At 73.7% G+C, this 21,883-nt stretch carries 17 protein-coding genes; 11 read left to right on the plus strand and 6 right to left on the minus strand.

The genetic code is table 11. The features are described from left to right. The first annotated feature begins 64 nt into the window (after positions 1–64). Complete coding sequence (locus AEQ27_RS03250) at positions 65–1,750, plus strand: MmgE/PrpD family protein (protein ID WP_082383204.1); 1,686 nt, start codon at positions 65–67, stop codon at positions 1,748–1,750. Beyond that, positions 1,750–2,649 (plus strand): methylisocitrate lyase, encoded by a 900-nt coding sequence (gene prpB / locus AEQ27_RS03255; RefSeq protein ID WP_054145383.1) that lies wholly within the window; start codon positions 1,750–1,752, stop codon positions 2,647–2,649. Before AEQ27_RS03250 ends, prpB begins: the two co-directional genes overlap by 1 nt. 94 nt (positions 2,650–2,743) lie before the next feature. On the opposite strand, the gene AEQ27_RS03260 is transcribed toward prpB, so the two are convergent. Further along, positions 2,744–3,955: a M20/M25/M40 family metallo-hydrolase gene (locus AEQ27_RS03260; RefSeq protein ID WP_082383205.1), complete on the minus strand. Its 1,212-nt coding sequence runs from the start codon at positions 3,953–3,955 to the stop codon at positions 2,744–2,746. A 183-nt stretch (positions 3,956–4,138) separates the two neighbouring features. Between AEQ27_RS03260 and AEQ27_RS03265 the strand changes: the two genes are divergently transcribed. From AEQ27_RS03265 to phoA, 3 genes are all read left to right on the plus strand, one after another. Further along, positions 4,139–5,383 carry an exonuclease SbcCD subunit D C-terminal domain-containing protein gene (locus AEQ27_RS03265; RefSeq protein WP_054145384.1) on the plus strand — a complete coding sequence of 415 codons (1,245 nt, stop codon included), beginning with the start codon at positions 4,139–4,141 and terminating at the stop codon, positions 5,381–5,383. Further along, entirely contained in the window at positions 5,380–8,373 is a 2,994-nt protein-coding gene (locus AEQ27_RS03270) for an AAA family ATPase (RefSeq protein ID WP_054145385.1), read from the plus strand. The genes AEQ27_RS03265 and AEQ27_RS03270 overlap by 4 nt, the downstream gene beginning before the upstream one ends. Positions 8,374–8,595: 222 nt before the next feature. Next, positions 8,596–10,530 carry an alkaline phosphatase gene (gene phoA / locus AEQ27_RS03275; protein ID WP_235450958.1) on the plus strand — a complete coding sequence of 645 codons (1,935 nt, stop codon included), beginning with the start codon at positions 8,596–8,598 and terminating at the stop codon, positions 10,528–10,530. An 84-nt stretch (positions 10,531–10,614) separates the two neighbouring features. On the opposite strand, the gene AEQ27_RS03280 is transcribed toward phoA, so the two are convergent. Continuing rightward, positions 10,615–10,869 carry a DUF6458 family protein gene (locus tag AEQ27_RS03280; RefSeq protein WP_043593189.1) on the minus strand — a complete coding sequence of 85 codons (255 nt, stop codon included), beginning with the start codon at positions 10,867–10,869 and terminating at the stop codon, positions 10,615–10,617. A gap of 157 nt (positions 10,870–11,026) precedes the next feature. On the opposite strand from AEQ27_RS03280, the gene AEQ27_RS03285 reads away from it, so the two are divergent. After that, entirely contained in the window at positions 11,027–11,497 is a 471-nt protein-coding gene (locus tag AEQ27_RS03285; protein WP_054145386.1) for a DUF805 domain-containing protein, read from the plus strand. 24 nt (positions 11,498–11,521) lie between these two features. On the opposite strand, the gene AEQ27_RS03290 is transcribed toward AEQ27_RS03285, so the two are convergent. From AEQ27_RS03290 to AEQ27_RS03300, 3 genes are all read right to left on the minus strand, one after another. Continuing rightward, positions 11,522–11,920: a hypothetical protein gene (locus AEQ27_RS03290; protein ID WP_054145387.1), complete on the minus strand. Its 399-nt coding sequence runs from the start codon at positions 11,918–11,920 to the stop codon at positions 11,522–11,524. A gap of 218 nt (positions 11,921–12,138) precedes the next feature. Further along, on the minus strand, positions 12,139–12,978 hold the full coding sequence (gene aroD, locus AEQ27_RS03295; RefSeq protein WP_054145388.1) for a type I 3-dehydroquinate dehydratase: 840 nt from the start codon (positions 12,976–12,978) through the stop codon (positions 12,139–12,141). Between the two features lie 2 nt (positions 12,979–12,980). Then, positions 12,981–13,856 carry a shikimate dehydrogenase gene (locus AEQ27_RS03300; RefSeq protein ID WP_054145389.1) on the minus strand — a complete coding sequence of 292 codons (876 nt, stop codon included), beginning with the start codon at positions 13,854–13,856 and terminating at the stop codon, positions 12,981–12,983. Between the two features lie 129 nt (positions 13,857–13,985). On the opposite strand from AEQ27_RS03300, the gene AEQ27_RS03305 reads away from it, so the two are divergent. The 4 genes from AEQ27_RS03305 (at position 13,986) to recQ (ending at position 20,207) form a co-directional block, all read left to right on the plus strand. Continuing rightward, positions 13,986–14,405, plus strand: a complete 420-nt coding sequence (locus tag AEQ27_RS03305) for a GNAT family acetyltransferase (protein ID WP_054145398.1) — start codon at positions 13,986–13,988, stop codon at positions 14,403–14,405. Positions 14,406–14,603: 198 nt separating this feature from the next. Further along, on the plus strand, positions 14,604–16,919 hold the full coding sequence (locus tag AEQ27_RS03310) for a bifunctional UDP-sugar hydrolase/5'-nucleotidase (protein WP_054145390.1): 2,316 nt from the start codon (positions 14,604–14,606) through the stop codon (positions 16,917–16,919). A gap of 173 nt (positions 16,920–17,092) precedes the next feature. Then, a complete protein-coding gene (locus AEQ27_RS03315) occupies positions 17,093–18,055 on the plus strand; it encodes a CPBP family intramembrane glutamic endopeptidase (RefSeq protein ID WP_054145391.1) in 963 nt (320 codons plus the stop codon). A 31-nt stretch (positions 18,056–18,086) separates the two neighbouring features. Continuing rightward, on the plus strand, positions 18,087–20,207 hold the full coding sequence (gene recQ, locus AEQ27_RS03320; RefSeq protein ID WP_054145392.1) for a DNA helicase RecQ: 2,121 nt from the start codon (positions 18,087–18,089) through the stop codon (positions 20,205–20,207). Here the strand turns inward: recQ and AEQ27_RS03325 are convergent. Further along, entirely contained in the window at positions 20,168–20,641 is a 474-nt protein-coding gene (locus AEQ27_RS03325) for a hypothetical protein (protein ID WP_054145393.1), read from the minus strand. The two genes, recQ and AEQ27_RS03325, sit on opposite strands and share 40 nt — an antisense overlap. Positions 20,642–21,018: 377 nt before the next feature. Between AEQ27_RS03325 and AEQ27_RS03330 the strand changes: the two genes are divergently transcribed. Then, positions 21,019–21,768, plus strand: coding sequence for a 1-acyl-sn-glycerol-3-phosphate acyltransferase (locus tag AEQ27_RS03330; protein WP_054145394.1), 750 nt, complete (start codon positions 21,019–21,021; stop codon positions 21,766–21,768). Positions 21,769–21,883: the final 115 nt, after the last annotated feature.

Raw genomic sequence — 21,883 nt, forward strand, 5'->3', positions numbered from 1 at the left:
GCCGTCACCGACGACGGCGCACGGCGGGCCGCGACGACGCCCGCCCCACCAGAGAGGGTGGCCGATGGGCACGCAGCACGATCAGGCGTCCGAGCACGAACACGACGCCGGGGCGACGACCGACGCGGGGGCGACGACCGACGCGGGTGGCGGGGTCGACGTGACCCGCGCCTCCTCGTCCAGGGTCACGGGCGGGCCGGATGGGCCGACCGCCCCGGCCGCCGACCTCGTCGTGCACACGGTGCGGGTGCACCGCAGCGACGAGCCGCTGGCGCGCGAGGACGAGCTCGCCTGGCGCCTCGCCGCGCTCGCCACCGACGACGCACCCGTCGACGACGACGTCACCGAGATGGTGATCAACCGCCTGATCGACAACGCCGCGGTCTCCGCCGCGTCGCTGCTGCGCGCACCGGTCGCCGTCGCGCGCGACCAGGCGCTCGCGCACCCGCCGACCACCGGAGGCGCGGGCTCGCAGGTCACGGGCGTCGCGCCCGAGCACCCCGTCTCGCCCGAATGGGCCGCCTGGTCGAACGGGGTCGCCGTGCGCGAGCTCGACTTCCACGACACGTTCCTCGCGGCGGAGTACTCGCACCCCGGCGACAACATCCCGGCGCTGGTCGCCGTCGCACAGCACCGCGGACTCGACGGTGCAGCCCTGCTCCGCGGGATCGTGACCGGCTACGAGGTGCAGGTCGACCTCGTCCGGGCCATCAGCCTGCACGCCCACAAGATCGACCACGTCGCCCACCTCGGCCCGTCGGTCGCGGCCGGCCTCGGCACGATGCTCGGGCTGTCGACCGAGGTGGTGCACCAGGCGATCGGTCAGGCGCTGCACACGACGACGGCCACACGGCAGTCGCGCAAGGGCGCGATCTCGTCGTGGAAGGCCTACGCCCCGGCGTACGCGGGCAAGGCCGCGGTCGAGGCCGTCGACCGCGCGATGCGCGGCCAGGGCAGCCCCGCCCCGATCTACGAGGGCGAGGACGGCGTGATCGCCTGGCTGCTCGACGGGCCCGGGGCGTCGTACGACGTGCCCCTGCCGGCGCCGGGGGCGTCGAAGCGGGGAATCCTCGACACCTACACGAAGGAGCACTCGGCCGAGTACCAGGCCCAGGCCTGGATCGACCTCGCCCGACGGCTCGGCCGCTCGCGCCCCGCCCTGCGGGACCCGGCGCAGGTGCGCCGCATCGTGCTGCACACCAGCCACCACACGCACGTCGTCATCGGCTCGGGGGCGGGCGACCCTCAGAAGTACGACCCCACGGCCAGCCGCGAGACGCTCGACCACTCCATCCCCTACATCGTGGCCGTCGCCCTCCAGGACGGCGAGTGGCACCACGAGCGCAGCTACGCCCCGGCGCGGGCGCAGCGTCCCGACACGGTCGAGCTGTGGCAGCGCATCACCACGGCCGAGGACCCCGCCTGGACGGCCCGCTACCACTCGACCGACCCCGCCGAGAAGGCGTTCGGCGGCCGCATCGAGGTCGAGTTCGTAGACGGCACGACCCTCGTCGACGAGATCGCCGTCGCCGACGCCCACCCGCTGGGGGCGCGGCCCTTCGGACGCGAGGACTACGTGCGGAAGTTCCGCACGCTGGCCGAGGGCGTGCTGCCCGACGCCGAGGTCGAGCGGTTCGTCGACCTGGCCACGCGCCTCCCCTCGTTGACGGCGGCCGAGGTGCGGCAGCTGGGCATCGTCGCCCCCGAGGCGCTCGCGGGTGCCGCCGCCCAGCCGGGCGGGCTGTTCTGATGCTGTACTCGACGGTGTCGCCGGCCGACAAGCGTGCGGCGTTCCGGGCGGGCCTGGCCGACGAGCGCACCCTGACGTTCCCGGGGGCGTTCACGCCGCTGACCGCCCGCCTGATCGAGCAGAAGGGCTTCGACGGCGTCTACGTGTCGGGCGCCGTGATGGCCAACGAACTCGGGCTGCCCGACATCGGCCTCACCACGCTCACCGAGGTCGCCACGCGGGCGGGGCAGATCGCGTCGATGACCGACCTGCCCGTGCTCGTCGACGCCGACACGGGGTTCGGCGAGCCGATGAACGTCGCCCGCACCGTCCAGGCGCTCGAGGCCGCCGGCGTGGCCGGTCTGCACATCGAGGACCAGGTCAATCCCAAGCGCTGCGGCCACCTCGACGGCAAGCAGGTCGTCGACTCGGCGACGGCGACCGGTCGCATCCGGGCCGCGGTCGACGCGCGACGCGACCCCGCGCTCGTGATCATGGCCCGCACCGACGTCCGGGCCCTCGACGGCCTCGAGGCGACGATCGACCGGGCCCGTGCGCTCGTGGACGCCGGTGCCGACGCGATCTTCGCCGAGGCGATGGCCGACCTCGGCGAGTTCGAGGCGATCTGCTCGGCGCTCGACGTGCCGGTGCTCGCCAACATGACCGAGTTCGGCAAGAGCGCCCTCTTCACCCGACAGCAGCTGCACGACGTGGGCGTGAGCATGGTGATCCACCCGGTGTCGTTGATGCGCGCCGCGATGGGCGCGGCGTCCCGGGCGCTCGACGCGCTCGCGGCCGACGGGTCGCTCGAGTCGCAGGTGCCGTCGATGCAGACCCGTGCCGAGCTCTACGAGCTGATCGACTACCCCGGTTACGCCCGCTTCGACGCCGGCGTCTACGACTTCACGCTGGACGCCTGAGCCCGCGAGACCCCGGGAATCCGGCGAGACCCCAGGAAGTCGCAGAGACCCCAGCGCGCGCCCGGGGGTCCCGGCGACTTCCTGGGGTCCGGCGTCAGGCGAGGTCGGCGAGCAGGGCGGCGACGAACTCGGTGCGCTCGACCATGCCGTGCACGCTGATCCACTCGTGGCGGGCATGGGCTCCGCCGCCGACGCCGCCGACCCCGTCGAGCACGGCCAGGCCGAGCGCGGCGGCGAAGTTGCCGTCGCTGGCACCGCCGACCGACACTTCGCGCAACTCGAAGCCGAGCGAGGTGGCGACCCGGGCGGCGCGTTCGTAGAGTGCACCGGTCGCAGCCGAGCGTTCCATCGGCGGGCGGTTCCAGCCACCGGTGACCTTCAGCGTCGCGGCCGGATCGTGCGCCGCGCGCCCCGCGAAGACCCGCTCGATGCGCGCGGCCCCGCCCGCCGAGGGGACGCGGACGGCGCCCATCGCCCGGGCGTGGCCGGCCTTGACGTGGGGGCGGGTGCCGCCCTGCAGCACTCCCACGTTGAGGGGGGGGCCCGCCTCGACGTCGGCGGCCGCGTGGAGCGTCAGGACGACGCGGGCGATCTCGTCGACGGCGCTCGCACCCGAGCGCGGGTGCAGGCCGGCGGGCACCTCGACCCCGAAGGCCTCGACCTCGAAGATGCCGACGCCCTTGCGGGCGGTCTTGACGGCGCCGTCGGCGGCGGACTCGAAGACGAACACCGCGCCTCCTCGTCCGACCTCGCGCTCGATCGCCTCGCGCGAGGCGATGCTGCCGACCTCCTCGTCGCCGTTGAGCAGCAGGCGCACGTTCGGGCGGGGCAGCCCCAGGCGGTCGCCGATCGCGAGGGCGTTGCCGAGCTGGATCAGCCCGGACTTCATGTCGAAGACCCCAGGGCCGGTCATGTGGTCGCCCTCGACCGTCACGGGCCACCCGGCCAGCGTGCCCTCGGACCACACCGTGTCGTAGTGGCACAGGGCCGAGACCCACTCGGTCGACCCCGACGGTGACGGGTAGTCGAGCGTCACCGTGTCGCCGTAGCCCTCCACGACGTGCACGCGGCGGTCGGCCGGCGGTCCGACGGTCTCGCCGAGCCAGGCCTCGATCCAGCGGAGCCCCGCCTCGAGCAGGTCGACGTCGTCGGACGGCGTCTCGAGGCTCGCGTAGGTCGTCAGGTCGGCCACCATCGCGTCGAGGCGTGCCTCGACCTCACGGCGCAGGGTGGTGACCTGGTCGGGCTGCAGGGGGTCGTGGCTCACGGTCTCGCTCTCGTCGGGCCCGCCGTGGTGTGCGGGCATCTGACCATCTCACTCCCGTGGGCCGGGCGGCGACCGGCCGGAGGCGCGGTGCTGGTCCCGAGGAGGCGCGGTGTCGGACCCGGGGAGGCGCGCCCGGCTCTGTCGGAGGCCCCCGATACAGTCGGGGGCACCGACTCCGGCACCCGTTGCCGCACCGACCGCGACATCCACGAGAGGGGCTCCGTGCGCATCCTGCACACCAGCGACTGGCACCTGGGGCGCACGCTGCACGGGGTCGACCTGCACGAGCACCAGCAGGCGTTCGTCGACCACCTGGTGGGACTCGTGGCCGACCGGTCGATCGACGTCGTCGTGGTCGCCGGTGACGTGTACGACCGGGCCGTCCCCGCGGTGCCCAGCGTGCGCCTCCTCGGCCGGGCCCTCGCGGGGTTGACCGAGCACGCCACCGTGATCGTCACGCCGGGCAACCACGACTCGGCGGTGCGACTGGGGTTCGCGGCCGAGCTGATGCGACCCGGGCTGCACCTGCGGGCGTCGGTCGACCTGCTCGACGAGCCCGTGGTCGTCGGCGACCCGGACGGGCCGGTCGCCTTCTACGGGCTGCCCTACCTCGATCCCGACAGCGTCCGGCGGTCGCTGGCGCCCGGCGGCGCCGACGAACCGCTGGCGCGGTCGCACGCGGCCGTCGTGGGTGCCGCGATGCAGCGGGTGCGCGACGACCTCGCCGGGCGGCCCGGCACCCGGTCCGTCGTGGTGGCGCACGCGTTCGTCGTGGCCGGGCCCGCAGCCGACCGCGAGCCCGACGCCGACGCCGAAGCCACCGTCGAGGCCGACGCCGCCGTCGGTGCCGACGACGCGACCGCACCCGAGCGCAGCGAGAGCGAGCGCGACATCCGGGTGGGCGGCGTCGACTCGGTCCCGTCGACCGTGTTCGACGGCGTCGACTACGTCGCCCTCGGTCACCTGCACGGTGCCCAACGCGTCGGCCCGTCCGGTCGCCTGCGCTACTCGGGCTCGCCGTTGGCGTTCTCGTTCGGCGAGCGGAACCAGGTCAAGTCGTCCACGATCGTCGAGTTGGCCGCCGACGGCTCGGTCTCGGTCGACCTCGTCCCGGCCCCCGTGCCGCGTCGACTCGCCGAGGTGACCGACACCCTCGACGCCCTGCTCGACGGGCGGCACGACGACCTGCGCGACGCCTGGCTACGGGTCTTCGTCACCGATCCCGTGCACCCCGAACGGCTCTACACGCGCGTGGCCGAGCACTTCCCGCACGCCCTCGCGATCCACCACACGCCCGTCGGAGCGGTCGACGCCCCGGCGCTCGCCGCCGTCACGGCCGAGTCCGACCCGATCGAGGTCGCGGCCGAATTCGTCGCCTTCGCCTCCGGCGGGGCCGCGAGCGAGACCGAGCTGGCCGTGGTGCGCGGCGCCTACGAGGCCGCGCGGGCGAGCGAGGCCGGCGAATGAACCTCCACCGGTTGACGCTCCGGGCCATCGGCCCCTACGCGGGTGAGCACAGCGTCGACTTCGCCGCGCTCGGCGCCTCGGGCACCTTCCTGCTCGAGGGCCCCACCGGTTCGGGCAAGTCGACCATCATCGACGCGATCGTCTTCGCCCTCTACGGCGGGCTCGCCGGTTCGGCGTCGACGCCCGACCGCCTGCGCAGCCACCACGCCGCACCCGACGTCGAGCCCTTCGTCGAGCTCGTCTTCGAGAACGGCGCGGGCGTGCACCGCATCCGCCGGACGCCCGCGTACCGCCGTCCGAAGGCGCGGGGCACGGGCACGACGCCGGCGAACGCGACCGCGAAGTTGTGGCGCCTCTCGTCGCCCGACGCCGTCGACGGCGAGATCGTCTCGATCAGCGCCCAAGAAGCCGGCGCCGAGGTCACGCGCATCCTCGGGCTCACGCGCCAGCAGTTCGTGCAGACCGTCGTCCTGCCGCAGGGCGAGTTCGCTGCCTTCCTCCGCTCGACCGGCGAGAAACGCAAAGAGGTCCTGCAGTCGCTGTTCGGCACCGAGATCTACGAGCGGACCACGGCCGAACTCGTCGAACGGCGCAAGGTCGCCAACGCCGCCGTGGCCGCCGCCGACCGAGACATCGAGCTGGCCCGCGCGAGACTGCTCGAGGCGAGCGGATTCGACGCCGACGTCCTCGACGAGGCTCTGGCCGCCGACGGTGCGGCGGCCGTGCTCGGGGCCCTCGAGACCGAGGCCTCCGACACGGCGGCCCGGCGGTCACGAGTCGTCGAGGCCCGAGACACGGCGCGACGGTCGCTCGATCGCGTGCGATCGCTGAAGGCGGCACTCGACCGACGGGCCGACCTGATCGTCCGGCAGACGCGTCTCGGCGAGGACGACGCCGAGATCGCCACGGTCCGGCTGCGCGTCGCCGCGGCGACCCGAGCCGCGACCGTGACCGACGCCCTCGACGCGGTCACGCGGGCGGCCGCGACCGCGCGCGACACGGCGTCCCGCCTGGCCGCAGCCACCCGCAAGATCGCGGACACCGGGTCCGCCGCCGTCGACGGGCCCCCGGCCCGAGCCCCCGTCCCCGCGCGTCGCGACGCGCGGCTCGCCGAACTCGCGCTCCGGGCCGCGGCGGCCCGCACCGAGAGCGCCCTGCCCGGGCGTCGTGCAGCCCTCGAGGCGGCCGAGCAGTCCCTCGTCGACGCCGACGAGCGGCGCCGAGAGCTGGACGACCGCCTCGTCGCGGCCCCCGCCGTCCGGTCCTCGCTCGTCGGCGAGCGGGAGGCCCTGGCCGACACGTCGACCGACCTCGCCGCCGCCGAGCAGGCGACGGCCGAGGCGCGGGTCCGCCTGCGCGCCCTCGACGACATCGACGCCCTCGGTCGGGCCGTCGACGCGGCGTCCGTCCGACTGGCCGACGACCCCGCGGCGGCCCTGAAGGCCCTCGACGACGAGGCCGGCCTGCGCCGTCGACAGATCGAGGGCATGGCGGGCCACCTGGCCGCGGGCCTGGTCGTCGGCGACCCCTGTCCCGTGTGTGGCTCGCGAGAGCATCCGGCCCCCGCGTCTCCCGGCGCCGAGCACCCCACCGACGACCAGGTCGAAGTCGCGTCGCTGACCGCCCGTGCGGCCGAGGCGCGTCCGCGCGAGTCCGCAGCCCGGCACGCGCCCGCCGAGGGGCGGGGCGCCGCGGCCCGCCCCGCCCCGGGCGACCTGACCCGCCACGACGTCGAGTGCGAGTTGGCCCGGCTGGGTCTGCGCGTGTCCGAGGCCACCCGGGCCCGCACCGCCCTCGCGGCGGCCGACGCGGCCCTCGTGGCACACGACCGCGACGTCGACCGGCTGCGAGCCGAGCTCGACGACCTCCGCGAGCGGGCCGCCACCGGCCGCGAGCGTGTCGCCGCCGACCGGCGCGCCCTGCTCGTCGACGAGGCCGAGATCGCGCGACTGCTCGACGGTCGGGCCCCGACGATCGCCGAGCTCGCCGCATCGGTCGGTGGCGGCGTCGAACACGACACGCGCCTCCTGACCCTCCTCGACGCCGCCGACGTGGCCGCCGACGCGGCGGCCGTCCGTCGCGCCGAGCGCGCGGCCGCCCTAGAGCGCAGCGGGTTCGACGACGTCGACCGGGTCGCCGACGCCGCCCTCGAGGCAGGCGACCGGGCCGCCTGCGAGGCGCGGGGGTCGGCTCACGATCGCGAACGGGCGATCGTCGCGGCCGGGCTGGCCGAGCCCGGGGTCGCCGTGTTGACCGGCGACGAGACGGCGGACGGCGAGTCGGCCGTCGAGGCCCTCGGCCTGGTCGAGGCCGAGCTCGACGAGGTCACCGACCGGGCGACGCGGGCCGGCGACCGGGCCGAGCGGACGAGGCAGGCCCTGGCCGCCCTCGAGGCCGGGACGGCAGCGGCCGACGACGCCGTCGAGCACGCCCGGGCGGTGGTGCGCATGGCGAACCTCGCCAGCGCCTCGACCGGCGAGAACGTGAAGGGCGTGACGCTCGGCACCTTCGTGCTGCTGCGCCGGTTCGACGAAGTCGTGGCGGCGGCGAACGTGCGCTTGTCGGTCATGTCGAGCGGGCGGTACGAGCTCGCGTCGTCCGACGAACGCGAGGTCGGATCGCGCTCGCGCAAGACCGGGCTCTCGCTCGTCATCCGCGACGCGACCACCGACACCACCCGCGACCCCGGCAGCTTCTCGGGCGGCGAGACCTTCTACGCCTCGCTCAGCCTCGCCCTCGGCCTCGCCGACGTCGTGCAGGCCGAGGCCGGCGGGCTCGAGCTCGGCACCCTGTTCGTCGACGAGGGGTTCGGTTCGCTCGACCCCGACACCCTCGACGCCGTCATGAGCGAGCTCGGGCGCCTGAGCGCCTCGGGGCGGGTGATCGGCATCGTCAGCCACGTCGACGAGCTCAAGCAGCGCATCGCCGACCGGGTCGAGGTGCGACGCCGGCCCGCCGGCTCGTCGGTGCTCCGCTCGACGGTCGGCTGAGGTCGGCGGGGGTCCGTGCGGCGCGGGGGTCCGTGTGGCGCCGCTGACCCCGTCGGGTCGCCCGCCCTCGCCGTCCGGCGGTGGCCCTCATCCGAGGGTGTTCACCTGCGCGCACGGCCTCGTTCACGTGGCGGCCACCCGGCAGGAGTCTGCTGATCCCCGCCCCGCGCCGACTCCGTCGCGTGGCGACCGGATCACGATCACGATCACAGGAGCAGAACCGTGTCGAAGAACACCCCGAACCGCCGGCGTGCGGCCCTGACGACGGGGGTCGTCGCGACGGCCGCCGTCGCCGCCCTCGCCCTCAGCCCCGTCGCCGCCTTCGCGGCCACCCCCGCGAACGTCGCCCAGAACGGTGGCGCCGCGCGCAGCATCGACGACAGCACGCAGCTGCTGCTCGACTCGGTGGAGGCCGGGCCCGCCGAGAACGTCATCCTGCTGATCGGTGACGGCATGGGTGACAGCGAGATCACCTCGGCGCGCAACTACGCCTACGGCGCCGGCGGAACGCTGCCCGGAATCGACGCCCTGCCCCTGACCGGCCAGTACACGACGTACTCGGTCTACAAGGACGGCGCGAACAAGGGCAAGCCCGACTACGTGCCCGACTCCGCCGCGACCGGCTCCGCCTGGGCCACCGGCACCAAGACCTACGACAACGCCATCTCGGTCGACGTCGACGGCGTCCCGCAGGACACCCTGCTCGAGATCGCCAAGGCCAACGGCAAGAAGACCGGCAACGTCTCGACCGCCGAACTGCAGGACGCCACCCCGGCCGTCCAGGCCGCGCACGTCGCCGCGCGCAGCTGCTACGGCCCCGACAGCGTCACCCAGTGCGGTGCCGACGCCCTCGACCAGGGCGGCCTCGGTTCGATCAGCGAGCAGATCATCGGCACGCGTGCCGACCTCACCCTCGGAGGAGGCGCGACCTCGTTCGGTCAGTCGGCCCGCGCCGGTCAGTGGCAGGGCGACACCCTGTTCGCCCAGGCGCAGGACCGCGGCTACCAGGTCGTGCGTGACGCCGCCGGCCTCGACGCGCTGACGACCGCCGACCAGGCTCAGCCCGTGCTCGGCACCTTCACCGACGGCAACTTCCCGACCCGGTACGCCGCCACCACGGCGACCGTCGGCGGAGCCGACCTGGCCCCGCAGACCTGCCAGCCGAACCCGGCCCGCCTGGGCACCGACCTCTCGTTGCAGTCGCTGACCGAGAAGTCGATCGACCTGCTCGACACGGGTGACCAGGGCTTCTTCCTGCAGGTCGAGGGTGCCTCGATCGACAAGCGCGACCACAGCGCCGACGCCTGCGGTCAGATCGGTGAGGTGCTCGACCTCGACGAGGCCGTCCAGTCCGCCCTCGCCTTCGCGAAGGCCGACGGGAACACGATGGTCATCGTCACGGCGGACCACGCCCACACCAGCCAGATCGTCGACTCGACGCCGCCCGCCACGCTCAGCACCGCGCTGACGACGGTCGACGGGACCACGATGAAGATCGCCTACGGCACGGCCGCGGCCGGTGGATCGCAACAGCACACCGGCTCGCAGCTGCGCGTCGCGGGCTACGGCCCGGGCGCCGCGAACGCCGTCGGCCTGCTCGACCAGACCGACAACTTCTTCACCATCGTGAACGCGTTGCAGCTCGACCGCGACCTCGACGGCCTGAGCGCCGCCGCGACGATCTCGGCTCCGACCGAGGTCGCCCCCGGTGCCGACTTCCCGGTCAGCACCGTCGGTCTCGCGGGTGACCGCCAGGTCACGGGCACGCTCGACGTCGACGGCACGGTGACCGACCTCGGCATCGCCGACGTCATCGACGGCGTCGCGACCTACACGGTCACCGCCCCCAGCGAGCCCGGCAGCTACACGATCACGCTGACCGGCACGCAGAGCGGCACGACGTTGGCGGCGACGATCGCGGTCGTCGAAGGGGCCGTCACCCCGGCGCCGACGACCCCGCCCGCGGCGGTCCCCGGTGACGGCACGAGCGCAGGAGGCGCGGGTACGGCCGGCAACGGAAGCGGACCCCTGGCGTTCACCGGCTCCGACGCGCTGCCCGCCCTGCTGCTCGCTCTGATGCTCGCCGGCACCGGTGCCGCCCTCGTGCTGCGTCGTCGCCACCGTGCTGCGTCCGTCCAGGACGGCGTGCAGCTCTAGCCGCCCCCGGCCCCGACACACGGGAGGCGCGGTGCCAGCCGGCACCGCGCCTCCTGCGTTCTCGGGTCGCGTGGGACCCTCGGGTCAGACCAGCGGGTCGCTGTCCGTCGAGCGACGCTCGACGCGCTCGCCCGTGGCCGGGTCGACCGCGCTGCGGGTCGTGGAGACCGTCGAGCGTCGGCGCGACGCGAAGGCGATGCCGATGATGGTCACGACCACGCCGGCCGCGATGAGGATGTAGCCGATCAGCTTGATGTCGATGCCCGCGACCTGGAAGTCGAGAGCGAACGCGAGGACCGCGCCGATCACGATCAAGGCGATTCCGCCGCCGATGCTCATGGGGTCTCCTTCGTCTGGCGCCGCCCCGGGTGGGCGACGGCGCCGACGCGAGGGTCGGCGGGCCCCACAGTACCGACGGGCCGCGTCGAGCGGCCACGACGCGGCGACGGCGCTGAGAGGATGGGGCAGCCCGTCACCCGACACCGCAGGAGATCCCATGACCGGAGCCGCCGGCCCCGTGCCCCTCGACCAGCCGTACCACCGCGCCACCCCGAAGGTCGCGGTCGTCCGGTTCTGGCGGAAGTACGCCACCTTCCACGGGCGGGCGAGCCGCAGCGAGTACTGGTGGGGGTTCGTCATCGCGCTCGTGTTCCAGGGAGCACTGCAGGCCTGGGCCACGGGCAGCGGCGGGACGTCGACCTGGGCCGGGGGCGACAGCGGCGACTGGACCTACATCGACCCCCAGGGCGTCGTCGTCGTGCTGTGGTCGGTCGTGAGCTTCCTGCCGACCCTCGCGCTCCAGTCGCGGCGCCTGCACGACGGGGGCTTCACCGCCTGGTACGTGCTCTTCTACCTTCTGCCGGTGTTCGGCTGGCTGACCCTGATCGTCATGTCGCTGCTGCCGTCGCGCGCCTCGGGCGAGCGGTTCGACACGGGCGGTGAGCGGCAGTACCCGGGGCCGGCCTGACCGACCGCCGGGGCCGCCTCCGCATCACTCGTCGAGGGACAGGACGAGCCGCTCGCCCGACTCGGACTCGGCGTAGCCCAGACGGCCGGGCAGGCACGAGATGACGGCGCCGTAGCCCTGCCCGACCACGGCGGCGACCGCGTCGTCGAGGGTGCCGGCCCACTCCCTGCCCTCCTCGAACACGACGCAGCGCTCGCCGGCTCCGAGGTCGCGCAGTCGGGTCGACACGGCAGCCGGTGACGAGTCGGCGTGGCTGAGCCGGGTGGTGCGGTCCGATCGGAACGGCATCAGGCCGAGCCCGGCCCGGAACTTCGCCCGCTTCTCGTCGGTCGAGCGCAGGCTGTTCAGGCGGCCGACCTTGCTGGGCAAGGCGAAAGCCGTCACGAGTCGGCGGGCGTGGTCGTCGATCTCTGCTTCGTCCATGCCTGAGGGTACGGCCGCTGCCTGTTCGTGAGGGGGTTCCGGGGTCGGGTCACCGACCGCTAACCTGTTCGCACTCCGGTGGGCCCGACCGCCGTGGTGGTCCCGTTGAGCGACGCCCGTCGCTCGTTTCCCGGTGGTGGACCCTGCGTGCGTCGGGCCTCCGGAGCCCTGACGATCGAGGCCCCGTCCGATGCCGGTCCGACTCCGGGCCGACGCCCTCAGCTCTGCTGCGCCTCGTGCACCAGGTCGAGCGCCGCCCGCAGCCCGGCCGCCGGCAGCTGGCCCGGTGCGCTGGACGCCCCCGCCGACCCGAACGTGACGCACGAGCCGAACGTCTCGCCCGCGAGCCGGGAGACGACGCCGAGCGGCCCCATCGCCATGGTGATCGCGGGCACGATGCCGGCCCCCGCCCGGAACTCGGTCGTGGCCCGCATCAGCGTCAGCACGTCGTCCGTGCTGGACGGCATGGCGGCGAACTTCGCCACGTCGGCGCCGTTCTCCTGTTGTTCGAGCAGGCGCGACACGATCTCGCCCTGCGTGGGCGTGCCGCTGAAGTCGTGCGACGACATCACGACGACGAGGCCGGCGTCGTGCGCGGTGTCGACGAGCCCGCCGAGCAGGTCGGGGTCGGTGTACATCTCGACGTCGACGGCGTCCAGCAGTCCGGTGCCCATCGCCGAGCGCAGCACGGCGTCGTAGGTCGCCGGGGCGACGTCACGCTCGCCCCCCTCGGGTTCGGTGCGCAGGGTGAAGAGCAACGGCAGGGCCGCGTCGAGAGCGCCGCGGACCCGTCGGACGACGTCGGCCACCAGGTCGAGGTCGGCGGGGCCCGTCGCCGGGGCGCCGGCGCGCACGGGCCCGTCGGGGTCCTGTGCCGCGGCGAAGGCGGCGTCGACGAAGTCGATGCGCAGTTCGACCAGTTCGACCGTCCGGGTGTCGAGTGCCGAGGCGGCGTCGACCAGTGCGTCGGCGGTGCGGGCCACGAGCGGGACGCAGACCGCGGGCCGCCCGGTGCCGAGCGCGACCCGGCCGATCGAGCCCGGCAGAGGAGTCGCCATCGTCAGCCCGCCACGCTGTCGGTCGTCGACCGGCCGCGGATCGGCAAGCCCACGGAGGCGCGCATCGCCTCGCGCAGGACGCCCTCGTCGGTCACCGGCTCGGCCCGTGCCCCCCCGGAGAAGAGCCGCACCCGGCCGAGCGCCTGCTCGACGAGCATGTCGAGACCGTTGAAGACGATGCCGCCGTCAGCCGACCAGCGAGACGCCAGGCGGGTCGGCCAGGGCTCGTACGCGACGTCGAAGAGGACCGACGAGCCGCTGGTCGGACGCAGGTGCAGGTCGTCCGCGGCCCCGCCGGGCAGCGTGCTGATGACGAAGTCCAACGGGCCGAGCGAGGGCAGCTCGGTGAGCGGGGCGACCATCACGTCGGCACCCAGCTCGGCGGCCAGGGAGGTCAGCTCGCCGGCCCGCATGGGGTTGCGCAGGTGGATCGAGAACGACCGGGCGCCGAGATCCCAGGCGGCGGCCATGGCGGACAGGGCGGTCGCGCCCCCGCCGAGGATGGTGGCGGCGGCGGGTCGTGCGTCGTGGAACCCCTCGACGCTGCGGACGATGCCGTCGACGTCCGTGTTGTGCCCGTGGCGTCGGCCGTCGTCGTCGAGGACCACGGTGTTCGCGACCCCCAGGCGCCGGGCGAGGGGCGAGACCGTGTCGAGCAGGGGCAGCACCTCGCGCTTGAGCGGCATCGTCAGGCTCAGTCCGCGCCAGCTCGCGTCGAGGCCCCCGACGAAGTCGGCGAGACCACCCGAAGCCACCTCGACGCGGTCGTAGTCGTAGGGCAACCCGAGGTGCTCGTACGCCGTGCGGTGCAGCACCGGGGACAGCGAATGCTCGATCGGCGACCCCAGGACGGCGAGACGTCGGCGAGCATCGGTCACGGGTGGGCCCCTCCCTGCGCCCGCGGCTCGGACGACGACCCACCCTAACGCGAGGGCCCTGAGGGGGTGCGGGGCCGCGGTGACCGGCACCGCGCCTCCTCGGTCGGTCGGGTCTGGCAGGGTCGGGGCATGAAGATCCGACCCTTCGACGAGGCCGACACCGAGACCGTCGTGGCGCTCTGGGAGCGCTGCGGGCTGACCCGCCCGTGGAACGACCCGCGACGCGACATCGAACGCAAGCTGACGGTGCAGCGCGAACTGTTCCTGGTCGGCGTCGACCCCGAGGAGGCGCTGGTCGCGACCGCCATGGCCGGTTACGACGGCCATCGTGGCTGGGTCTACTACGTCGCGGTCGAGCCCGAACGCCAGGGCGAGGGATTCGGCCGACAGCTCATGGCCGAGGTGGAGCGGCTGCTCGAGGCGATGGGGTGCCCGAAGGCGAACTTCCAGGTGCGCACCGGCAACGAGCGGGTGCGGGCGTTCTACGAGCACCTCGGGTACTCGGTCGACGACGCGTTCGGCATGGGGAAGCGACTGATCGCCGCCTGAGGCGGGGCGGTCGGTCCTTCTCGGCGGGCGCCCACCGGCCGCCTCGCCGGCCGACCGCCACGCGCCGGATGAACAACATGTGACGATCTTCGGCGGACTCTTGTCGAGTCCCCAGCGAGAACTTATGGTCGTGTGCTGTGCCCCCTGTCGGGGGGTGCCGTCCCACCCGAACCGTCTTCTCCAGGAGCACCGACGCCCATGCGCATCAGCCCCCCGTCATCCGAGTCCGTCCCGACGGGAGGCCGGCGGCGCGTCCGCGGTGCCGCCCTCGCGTCCGTCGCCGCCGGAACCCTGCTGCTCGGCCTCGTCGCCGCGGCACCCGCCCAGGCCGTGCCGGTCACGATCGACCTCGTCGGCATCAACGACTTCCACGGCCGGCTCGAGGCCGACGCCCCGGGTGCTCGCGCGTCCATCGCCGGCGCGGCGGTCCTCGCGGGTGCGGTCGAGTCGGTCGAGCAGCAGAACCCGAACACGCTCTTCGTCTCGGCGGGTGACAACATCGGCGCCTCGACGTTCACCTCGTTCATCCAGGACGACGAGCCGACCCTCGACGCCCTGAACGCCATGGGCCTCGACGTCAGCACGCCGGGCAACCACGAGTTCGACAAGGGCCAGGCAGACTTCACCGGTCGCGTCCAGACGAACAGCGACTTCCCCTACGTCAACGCGAACATCCTGAAGAGCGACGGGACGCCCGCCTACGACCCCTACGTCGTCGAGGAGATCGGGGGCGTCCGCGTCGCCTTCATCGGCGCCCTGACCGAGACCATGCCGACGCTCGTCAGCCCGGCCGGCATCGAGGGGCTCACCTTCGCCCCCGTCGTCGACTCGGTCAACGCGGTCGCGGACGACATCGTCGAGACCGACGCCGCCGACGCGATCGTCCTGCTGCTGCACGAAGGCGCCGAGACCGGCAGTCTGGACTCGGTCACCGGTGACAACGCGTTCGGCGAGATCGCCCGCGGCGTCTCGGGCGACGTGTCCGCGATCTTCTCCGGGCACACGCACCAGGGCTACGACTACCTCGTCACGCCGTCCGACGGCGGGCCGCAGCGCGCCGTCGTCCAGACGGGCAGCTACGGGACGAACCTCGCCCGGGTGACCATGACGGTCGACCCCGCCGCCACCGCGTTCCGCGACCGGGTGACGATCGCGTCGCACCGCCTGGTGCCGCTCTACGGCGCCTTCACGCCCGACCCCGCCGTGGCAGGCATCGTCGCGGCTGCCGTGGCCGTGGCCGCCGACCGGGGGGCCGAGGTGATCGGTTCGATCAGCGACTCGTTCAACCGTGCCTACAACGCGACCCCCGACGCCAACGGGCTGCCCGTGTCGAACCGTGCGGGCGAATCGACGCTGGGCAACTTCGTCGCCGACATCCAGCTGGCGTCGACCACGGCGAGCGGTGCCCAGCTCGCCTTCATGAACCCCGGCGGCCTGCGGGACGACCTGCCCTTCGTGGCACCGGACGGTGACGTGACCTACAAGGCCGCCGCGGCCGTGCAGCCCTTCGCCAACACGCTGGTGGTGGTCGACATGACCGGTGCCGAGATCCGCCAGGTGCTCGAGCAGCAGTGGCCGACGGCCGCTCGCACCAGCACCCTGAAGCTCGGTACGTCCGAAGGTCTGACCTACACCTACGACCCCGCCGCGACGGCGGGCTCCCGCATCGCCGCCGTCTCGCTCGACGGCGTGGCGATGGACGACGCGACGATCTACAAGGTGACCGTCAACTCGTTCCTCGCCTCGGGTGGCGACGGGTTCGCCGCCTTCGCGAACGGTCGCGCCCACGCCGACAGCGGCAAGGTCGACCTGCAGAGCCAGCTCGAGTACTTCGACACCCAGGCCGGCGACCCCTCCGACCCCGACTTCGCGTCGCGTTCGGTCGGCGTCTCGGGCGTCACGGCCGCACCGGCCGGTGGCTTCGCCGCGGGCGACACGGTGTCGATGAATCTCTCGTCGCTGGTGCTGCAGCAGGTCGCGAGCGATGACTCCGCGGTCGCGCTCGCCGCGGCGCAGCCCGGCGTCGTGACCGCGACCCTCGACGGTGTCGAGCTCGGGTCCGCGCCGATCGACGCCACCGTGCTCGACAACTCGGACGAGCAGGGTCGTGCCCTGCTCGACTTCGCCGTCCCCGAGGGCATCACGGCCCCCCCCGCCGGGCCGGTCACCCGACAGGTCGTCCTGAGCGTCCCGGGAACGGGCACGACGGCGACCGTCCCGGTCGTGTTCGCCGCGGCCGCCGAGCCGGTCGTCGTCGACCCGACCGACCCCGGCACCACGCCCCCGGTCACGACCCCCGGTGGCACGGTGCCAGGCACCACCCCCGGCTCGGGCCCGGGCCCGCCCCCCGCCGGCCCGGTCCGCAACCCCGCCGGCTCGCTGGCCGTCCCCGGCCCGGCCGGCCCGGGTCTCGCGGCCCTCGCCGCACTCGCCCTGATGCTGGCCGGGGGCTCGGCGCTGGTCGTCGCCCGCCGACGCCGCCTCCGTGCGACGGTGACGCCCACCGAGGGCTGACGCCTCCCGGCTACGCACCACCGACCGAACGTCGCACCGCTGAAACCGGCGGTGCGACGTTCAGTTCGTGGCGACCCTCGCGCGGTGGTGACGGCGGCGGCGCGACCGACCGGCACCGCGCCTCCTCGTGGTGTTCCCGGGGGCCGGCACCGCGCCTCCCGTACGCTCGTCGCGTGACGACGTTCGCCTCCCACCGCCTGTTCCGGTCGCTGCCCTCGTCCCGGTGGTGGAAACCGCTGCTCGCGGCCGTCGTGGCGGTCGTCACGTACCTGCTCGCCTCGGTCGTGGCCTACGGGGGCGACCTCGGGGGGACCGCGGCCGTCGGTGGGCCCGCTGCCGCCGAACGACTGCAGCGCGGCATCGGGGGCGACGCGCGGGCCGCGGCCGACCCGCTCGTGCTCTTCACGACGCTCGCCTCGATCGCGGTCATGCTGCCGGCGATCATGCTGGGGACGCTCATCGTCGGTCCCGGGGCGGTCGGCAGCCTCTCGAGCGTCGCCGGGCGGCTGCGGTGGCGGTGGCTCGCGCGATGCATCGTGCCCGCCCTCGCGTTCATGGCCCTGACGGTGGGCCTCAGCTACGTCGTCGTGCCCCCGCTCTCGGGTGAGCCGATCGGCACCGGACCCGTCACCACGCCGGCCGACACCCTGGTGTGGGCGGTGGTCGTCATCCTCGTCGTGACGCCGCTCCAGGCGACCGCCGAGGAGTACGCCTTCCGTGGCCTGGCGATGCAGACCCTCGGGTCGTGGGTGGCGTTCCCGGTCGTGGCCGTCGTGCTGCCGACGGTCGCCTTCGCGTTCGCGCACGACTACAACCCCTGGGGCATGCTCGACGTCGCCGTGTTCGGCGTGGCCGCGGCCTACCTGACCTGGCGCACCGGCGGACTCGAGGCGGCGATCGTCGCGCACGTGCTCAACAACACCGTGCTGTTCCTGCTGTCGGCACCGTTCGCGGGCGTCGAGTCGAGCGACGGCAGCCCCCTCGCCCTCGCCGTGACGGTGGTCTCGACGCCGCTCTACGTGTGGCTCGTGCTCAGGGCGGCTCGACGAACCGGTCTCGTGACGGTCCGCAGCGCTCCTCTCGTCCCCAGCGCGCCTCCCGCCGACGACCGTCCCCAGGAGGCGCGGGTCGGCTGACCGCGTCGGTGACCGCTCGTAGACTCGTCGCGTGACCACCACCGCCTCGCCCGCCCTGGCCCCCGACGCCCCCACCGCAGCCCTCGACGTGCTGCACCGGGTGTTCGGCTACGACGACTTCCGTGGCCAGCAGGCGCAGATCATCGACCAGGTGGTCCAGGGCGGCGACGCCCTCGTGCTCATGCCCACGGGTGGCGGCAAGTCGCTCTGCTACCAGGTGCCCGCCCTCGTCCGCGAGGGCACGGGCATCGTCGTCTCGCCGCTCATCGCCCTGATGCAAGACCAGGTCGACGCCCTCGAGGCCGTCGGCGTCCGCGCGGCGTTCCTCAATTCGACCCAAGACCCCGACCGTCGTCGTGCGGTCGAGCAGGCGTTCGTCGAGGGCGAGCTCGACATGCTCTACCTCGCGCCCGAGCGGCTCAAGCTCGAGTCCACCAAGTCGTTGCTCGACCGGGGCCACGTCTCGCTCTTCGCCATCGACGAGGCGCACTGCGTGGCGCAGTGGGGCCACGACTTCCGCCCCGACTACCTCGAACTGTCCGTGTTGCACGAGCGCTGGCCCGACGTGCCGCGCATCGCCCTGACGGCCACGGCCACCGAGACCACCCACCGCGAGATCTCGCGGCGCCTCGAGCTCGACGACGCGAAGCACTTCGTCGCCGACTTCGACCGGCCCAACATCCAGTACCGCATCGAGGCGAAAGACGGCCCGCAGCAGCAGCTGCTGCGGTTCATCCGCACCGAGCACGACGGCGATGCCGGCATCGTGTACTGCCTGTCCCGCAAGTCGGTCGAGAGCACGGCCGAGTTCCTGGTCAAGCAGGGCATCCCGGCGCTGCCGTACCACGCGGGCCTCGAGGCGCAGACCCGGGCGCGCAACCAGGCGCGGTTCCTGCGCGACGAGGGCATCGTCATGGTCGCCACCATCGCCTTCGGCATGGGCATCGACAAGCCCGACGTGCGCTTCGTCGCGCACCTCGACCTGCCCAAGTCGGTCGAGGGCTACTACCAAGAGACCGGCCGTGCCGGCCGCGACGGCCTGCCCTCGACGGCGTGGCTGGCCTACGGCCTGCAAGACGTCGTGCAGCAGCGACGCATGATCGACCAGTCCGAGGGCGACGCCGAGCACCGCCGCAAGCTCGGCGCCCACCTCGACGCCATGCTCGCCCTGTGCGAGACGGTCGAATGTCGACGCGTGCAGCTGCTCGGCTACTTCGGCCAGGCGAGCACGGCCTGCGGCAACTGCGACACCTGCCTCTCGCCGCCCGAGTCGCTCGACGGCACGGTGCCCGCCCAGAAGCTGCTCTCGACGGTCGTCCGGCTGAAACGCGAGCGCAACCAGCAGTTCGGCGCGGGCCAGATCGTCGACATCCTCGTCGGCAAGTCGACCCCCAAGGTCCTCCAGAACCGCCACGAGCAACTGTCCACCTTCGGCATCGGCACCGAGCTGAACGACGTCGAGTGGCGGGGCGTCGTCCGGCAGCTGCTCGCCCAGGGGCTGTTGGCGGTCTCGCCCGACGGGTACGGCACGCTGCTGCTCACCGACGCCGCGGGCGAGGTGCTCTCGGGCAGCCGCACCGTCCGGCTGCGACGCGAGCCCGAGCGCCCGGTGCGGTCGGCCCGCGCGCGGGGTGGCTCGGGATCGTCGAGCCGCGGCTCGTCGCGGGGTGCCGTCGAGCTGACCGGCGACGACGCCGCCCTGTTCGAGACCCTGCGCGAGTGGCGCGCCGGGGTCGCCCGGGCGCAGGGCGTCCCGGCCTACGTCGTGTTCGGCGACGTCACCCTGCGGGGCATCGCGTCCGAACGGCCCACCTCGCTCGACCAGCTCGCGGGCATCAGCGGCGTCGGTCAGAAGAAGCTCGACACCTACGGTCAGCAGGTCCTCGCCGTCGTGGGCGGCACCGCCCCGGCCGACGCGGCGGCTGCCGGGTCGACCGCGACGGCGTCGGCGTCCGCGGCGGGCAGCAGCGCGGCTCGCTCGCCCCGAGCGACATCGACGGCCCCGGCCGGCGGTCGGGCTGCCCGCCGTGCGGCACCGCCCGCGGTCGACGAGGTGCCCGAGGTGCCGGCCGACGATCTCTACGACCTGCCGTCCGACGCTCCGTTCGACCCCTACGACGACGCGCCGCCGCCGCCCGACGACTGGCGCTGACCCGGGGTCGACGGGCCGAATCCGAGCAACGGGAACGCCTGCGACAGGACGACCAGTGCGACCGTCGTGATCACCATGGCCTCGAACCCGCCGAGGAAGGGTTGTCCGTTCATGCGGGCGACGTAGGCCGCGGCGAGCAGCAGGGCCCCGCCCGCCGGGGGTGCCAGTCCGACGAAGCGCATGCTCGTCTGGTCGACGGCAGCACCTCGTCGTGTCCGACGCACCGACGAGACGGCCACGACGACGAGCGCGAGCCAGACGATCGTCGACAGCACGTAGAGGCCGGTCGCCACGACAGTCGCGGGGAGACCGACGCCGACCGACGTGCCGGCACCGACGATGCTGGTGACGGCGAAGTAGGTGTAGATCAGCGCGGTGGCGGCGAAGACGAACGGCAGACGCGAGGGGCGGGTGGTCACGGTCTCGTCGTCCATGGCGGTCCTCTCGGGGCGTCGGAGCTGTCGTCGGGTGATGGTGCCGGGCGTCCCGGGCCGTCCTGGGTCGCCCCCGGATGTCGGAGTCGGAGGCGCGAAGGACCGTCCGCTCGTCCGGCCGGACCACCGCCCGCAGGGTTCGGCGGTGCGTCGCGGCGCTCGTTCCGGTTCTCGGGTCGATCCCCCGACGAGGACTCGCTCGAGGGGTCGTGAACCGGACGAACGTCCTGTTCCGATCGACCTCCGACGATAGGGTGCCGGTCAGTCGGCGGCAATCCTCCCTGAGGGGGACACCCGTTGTTCCCCGAATCGGGTGGTGCGGGTGGGTGCCGACGGGCCCCGGGTGAGGCGCAGGGGCGAGCCATGCCCCTCGGGGAATGTGGTGTCCGGCACAGTGGAGCGTGCTCACAACCCTCAGCCGTTCGGTCCTGTCACCCCTCGTGCGCGTGGTCTGGCGTCCCCGGGTGGTCGGGCGCCGCAACGTCCCGCGGCGTGGTGCCGTCATCCTGGCCAGCAACCATCTCTCGTTCATGGACAGCGTCGTGATCACCCTCCTGGCGCCCCGTCAGGTCTCGTTCCTCGCGAAGAACGCCTACTTCACCGGCTCGGGTCTCCGGGGTCGTGCGTCGCGCGCGTTCTTCACGGGCATCGGCGCGATCGGTGTCGAGCGAGGAGCCGGGTCCGCGGCGCAGCACGCCCTCGACCTGGGTCTCGGCAAGCTGACGGACGGCGACGCGTTCGCGATCTACCCCGAGGGGACGCGCTCCCTCGACGGGCGGTTGTACCGCGGCCGGACGGGTGTCGCCTGGCTCGCGCTGACGAGCGGGGCCCCGGTCGTGCCGGTCGCCCTGACGGGGACCCAGGAACTGCAACCGGCGGGCGCGCGCCTCCCGCGCCTCCGGAAGGTCACCGTCGAGTTCGGCGAGCCCCTCGACCTCTCGCGCCACGGCGAGGCGAGGTCGGGTCGGGCTCGTCGGCACGCGACCGACGAGGTGATGGCGGCGATCCAGCGACTCAGCGGGCAGGTCGAGGCGGGTTCGTACAACGATCCGCCCGCCCCGTCGGTCGTCGCGCGCGTGCGCCGCGCGATGCGGCCCGACCCCGTGGGTCCCGATCCGCTCGACTGAGTCGCGCTGCTCGCCCGCGCCGGGCGTAGCGTCGGAGCCATGAAGGTCGCAGTGCTCGGGACGGGCATCGTGGGTCAGGGCGTGGCGGGAACACTGCTGCGCGAGGGGTTCGACG

The sequence above is a fragment of the Frigoribacterium sp. RIT-PI-h genome, from assembly GCF_001297205.1.
In the GTDB taxonomy this organism is placed as follows: domain Bacteria; phylum Actinomycetota; class Actinomycetes; order Actinomycetales; family Microbacteriaceae; genus Frigoribacterium.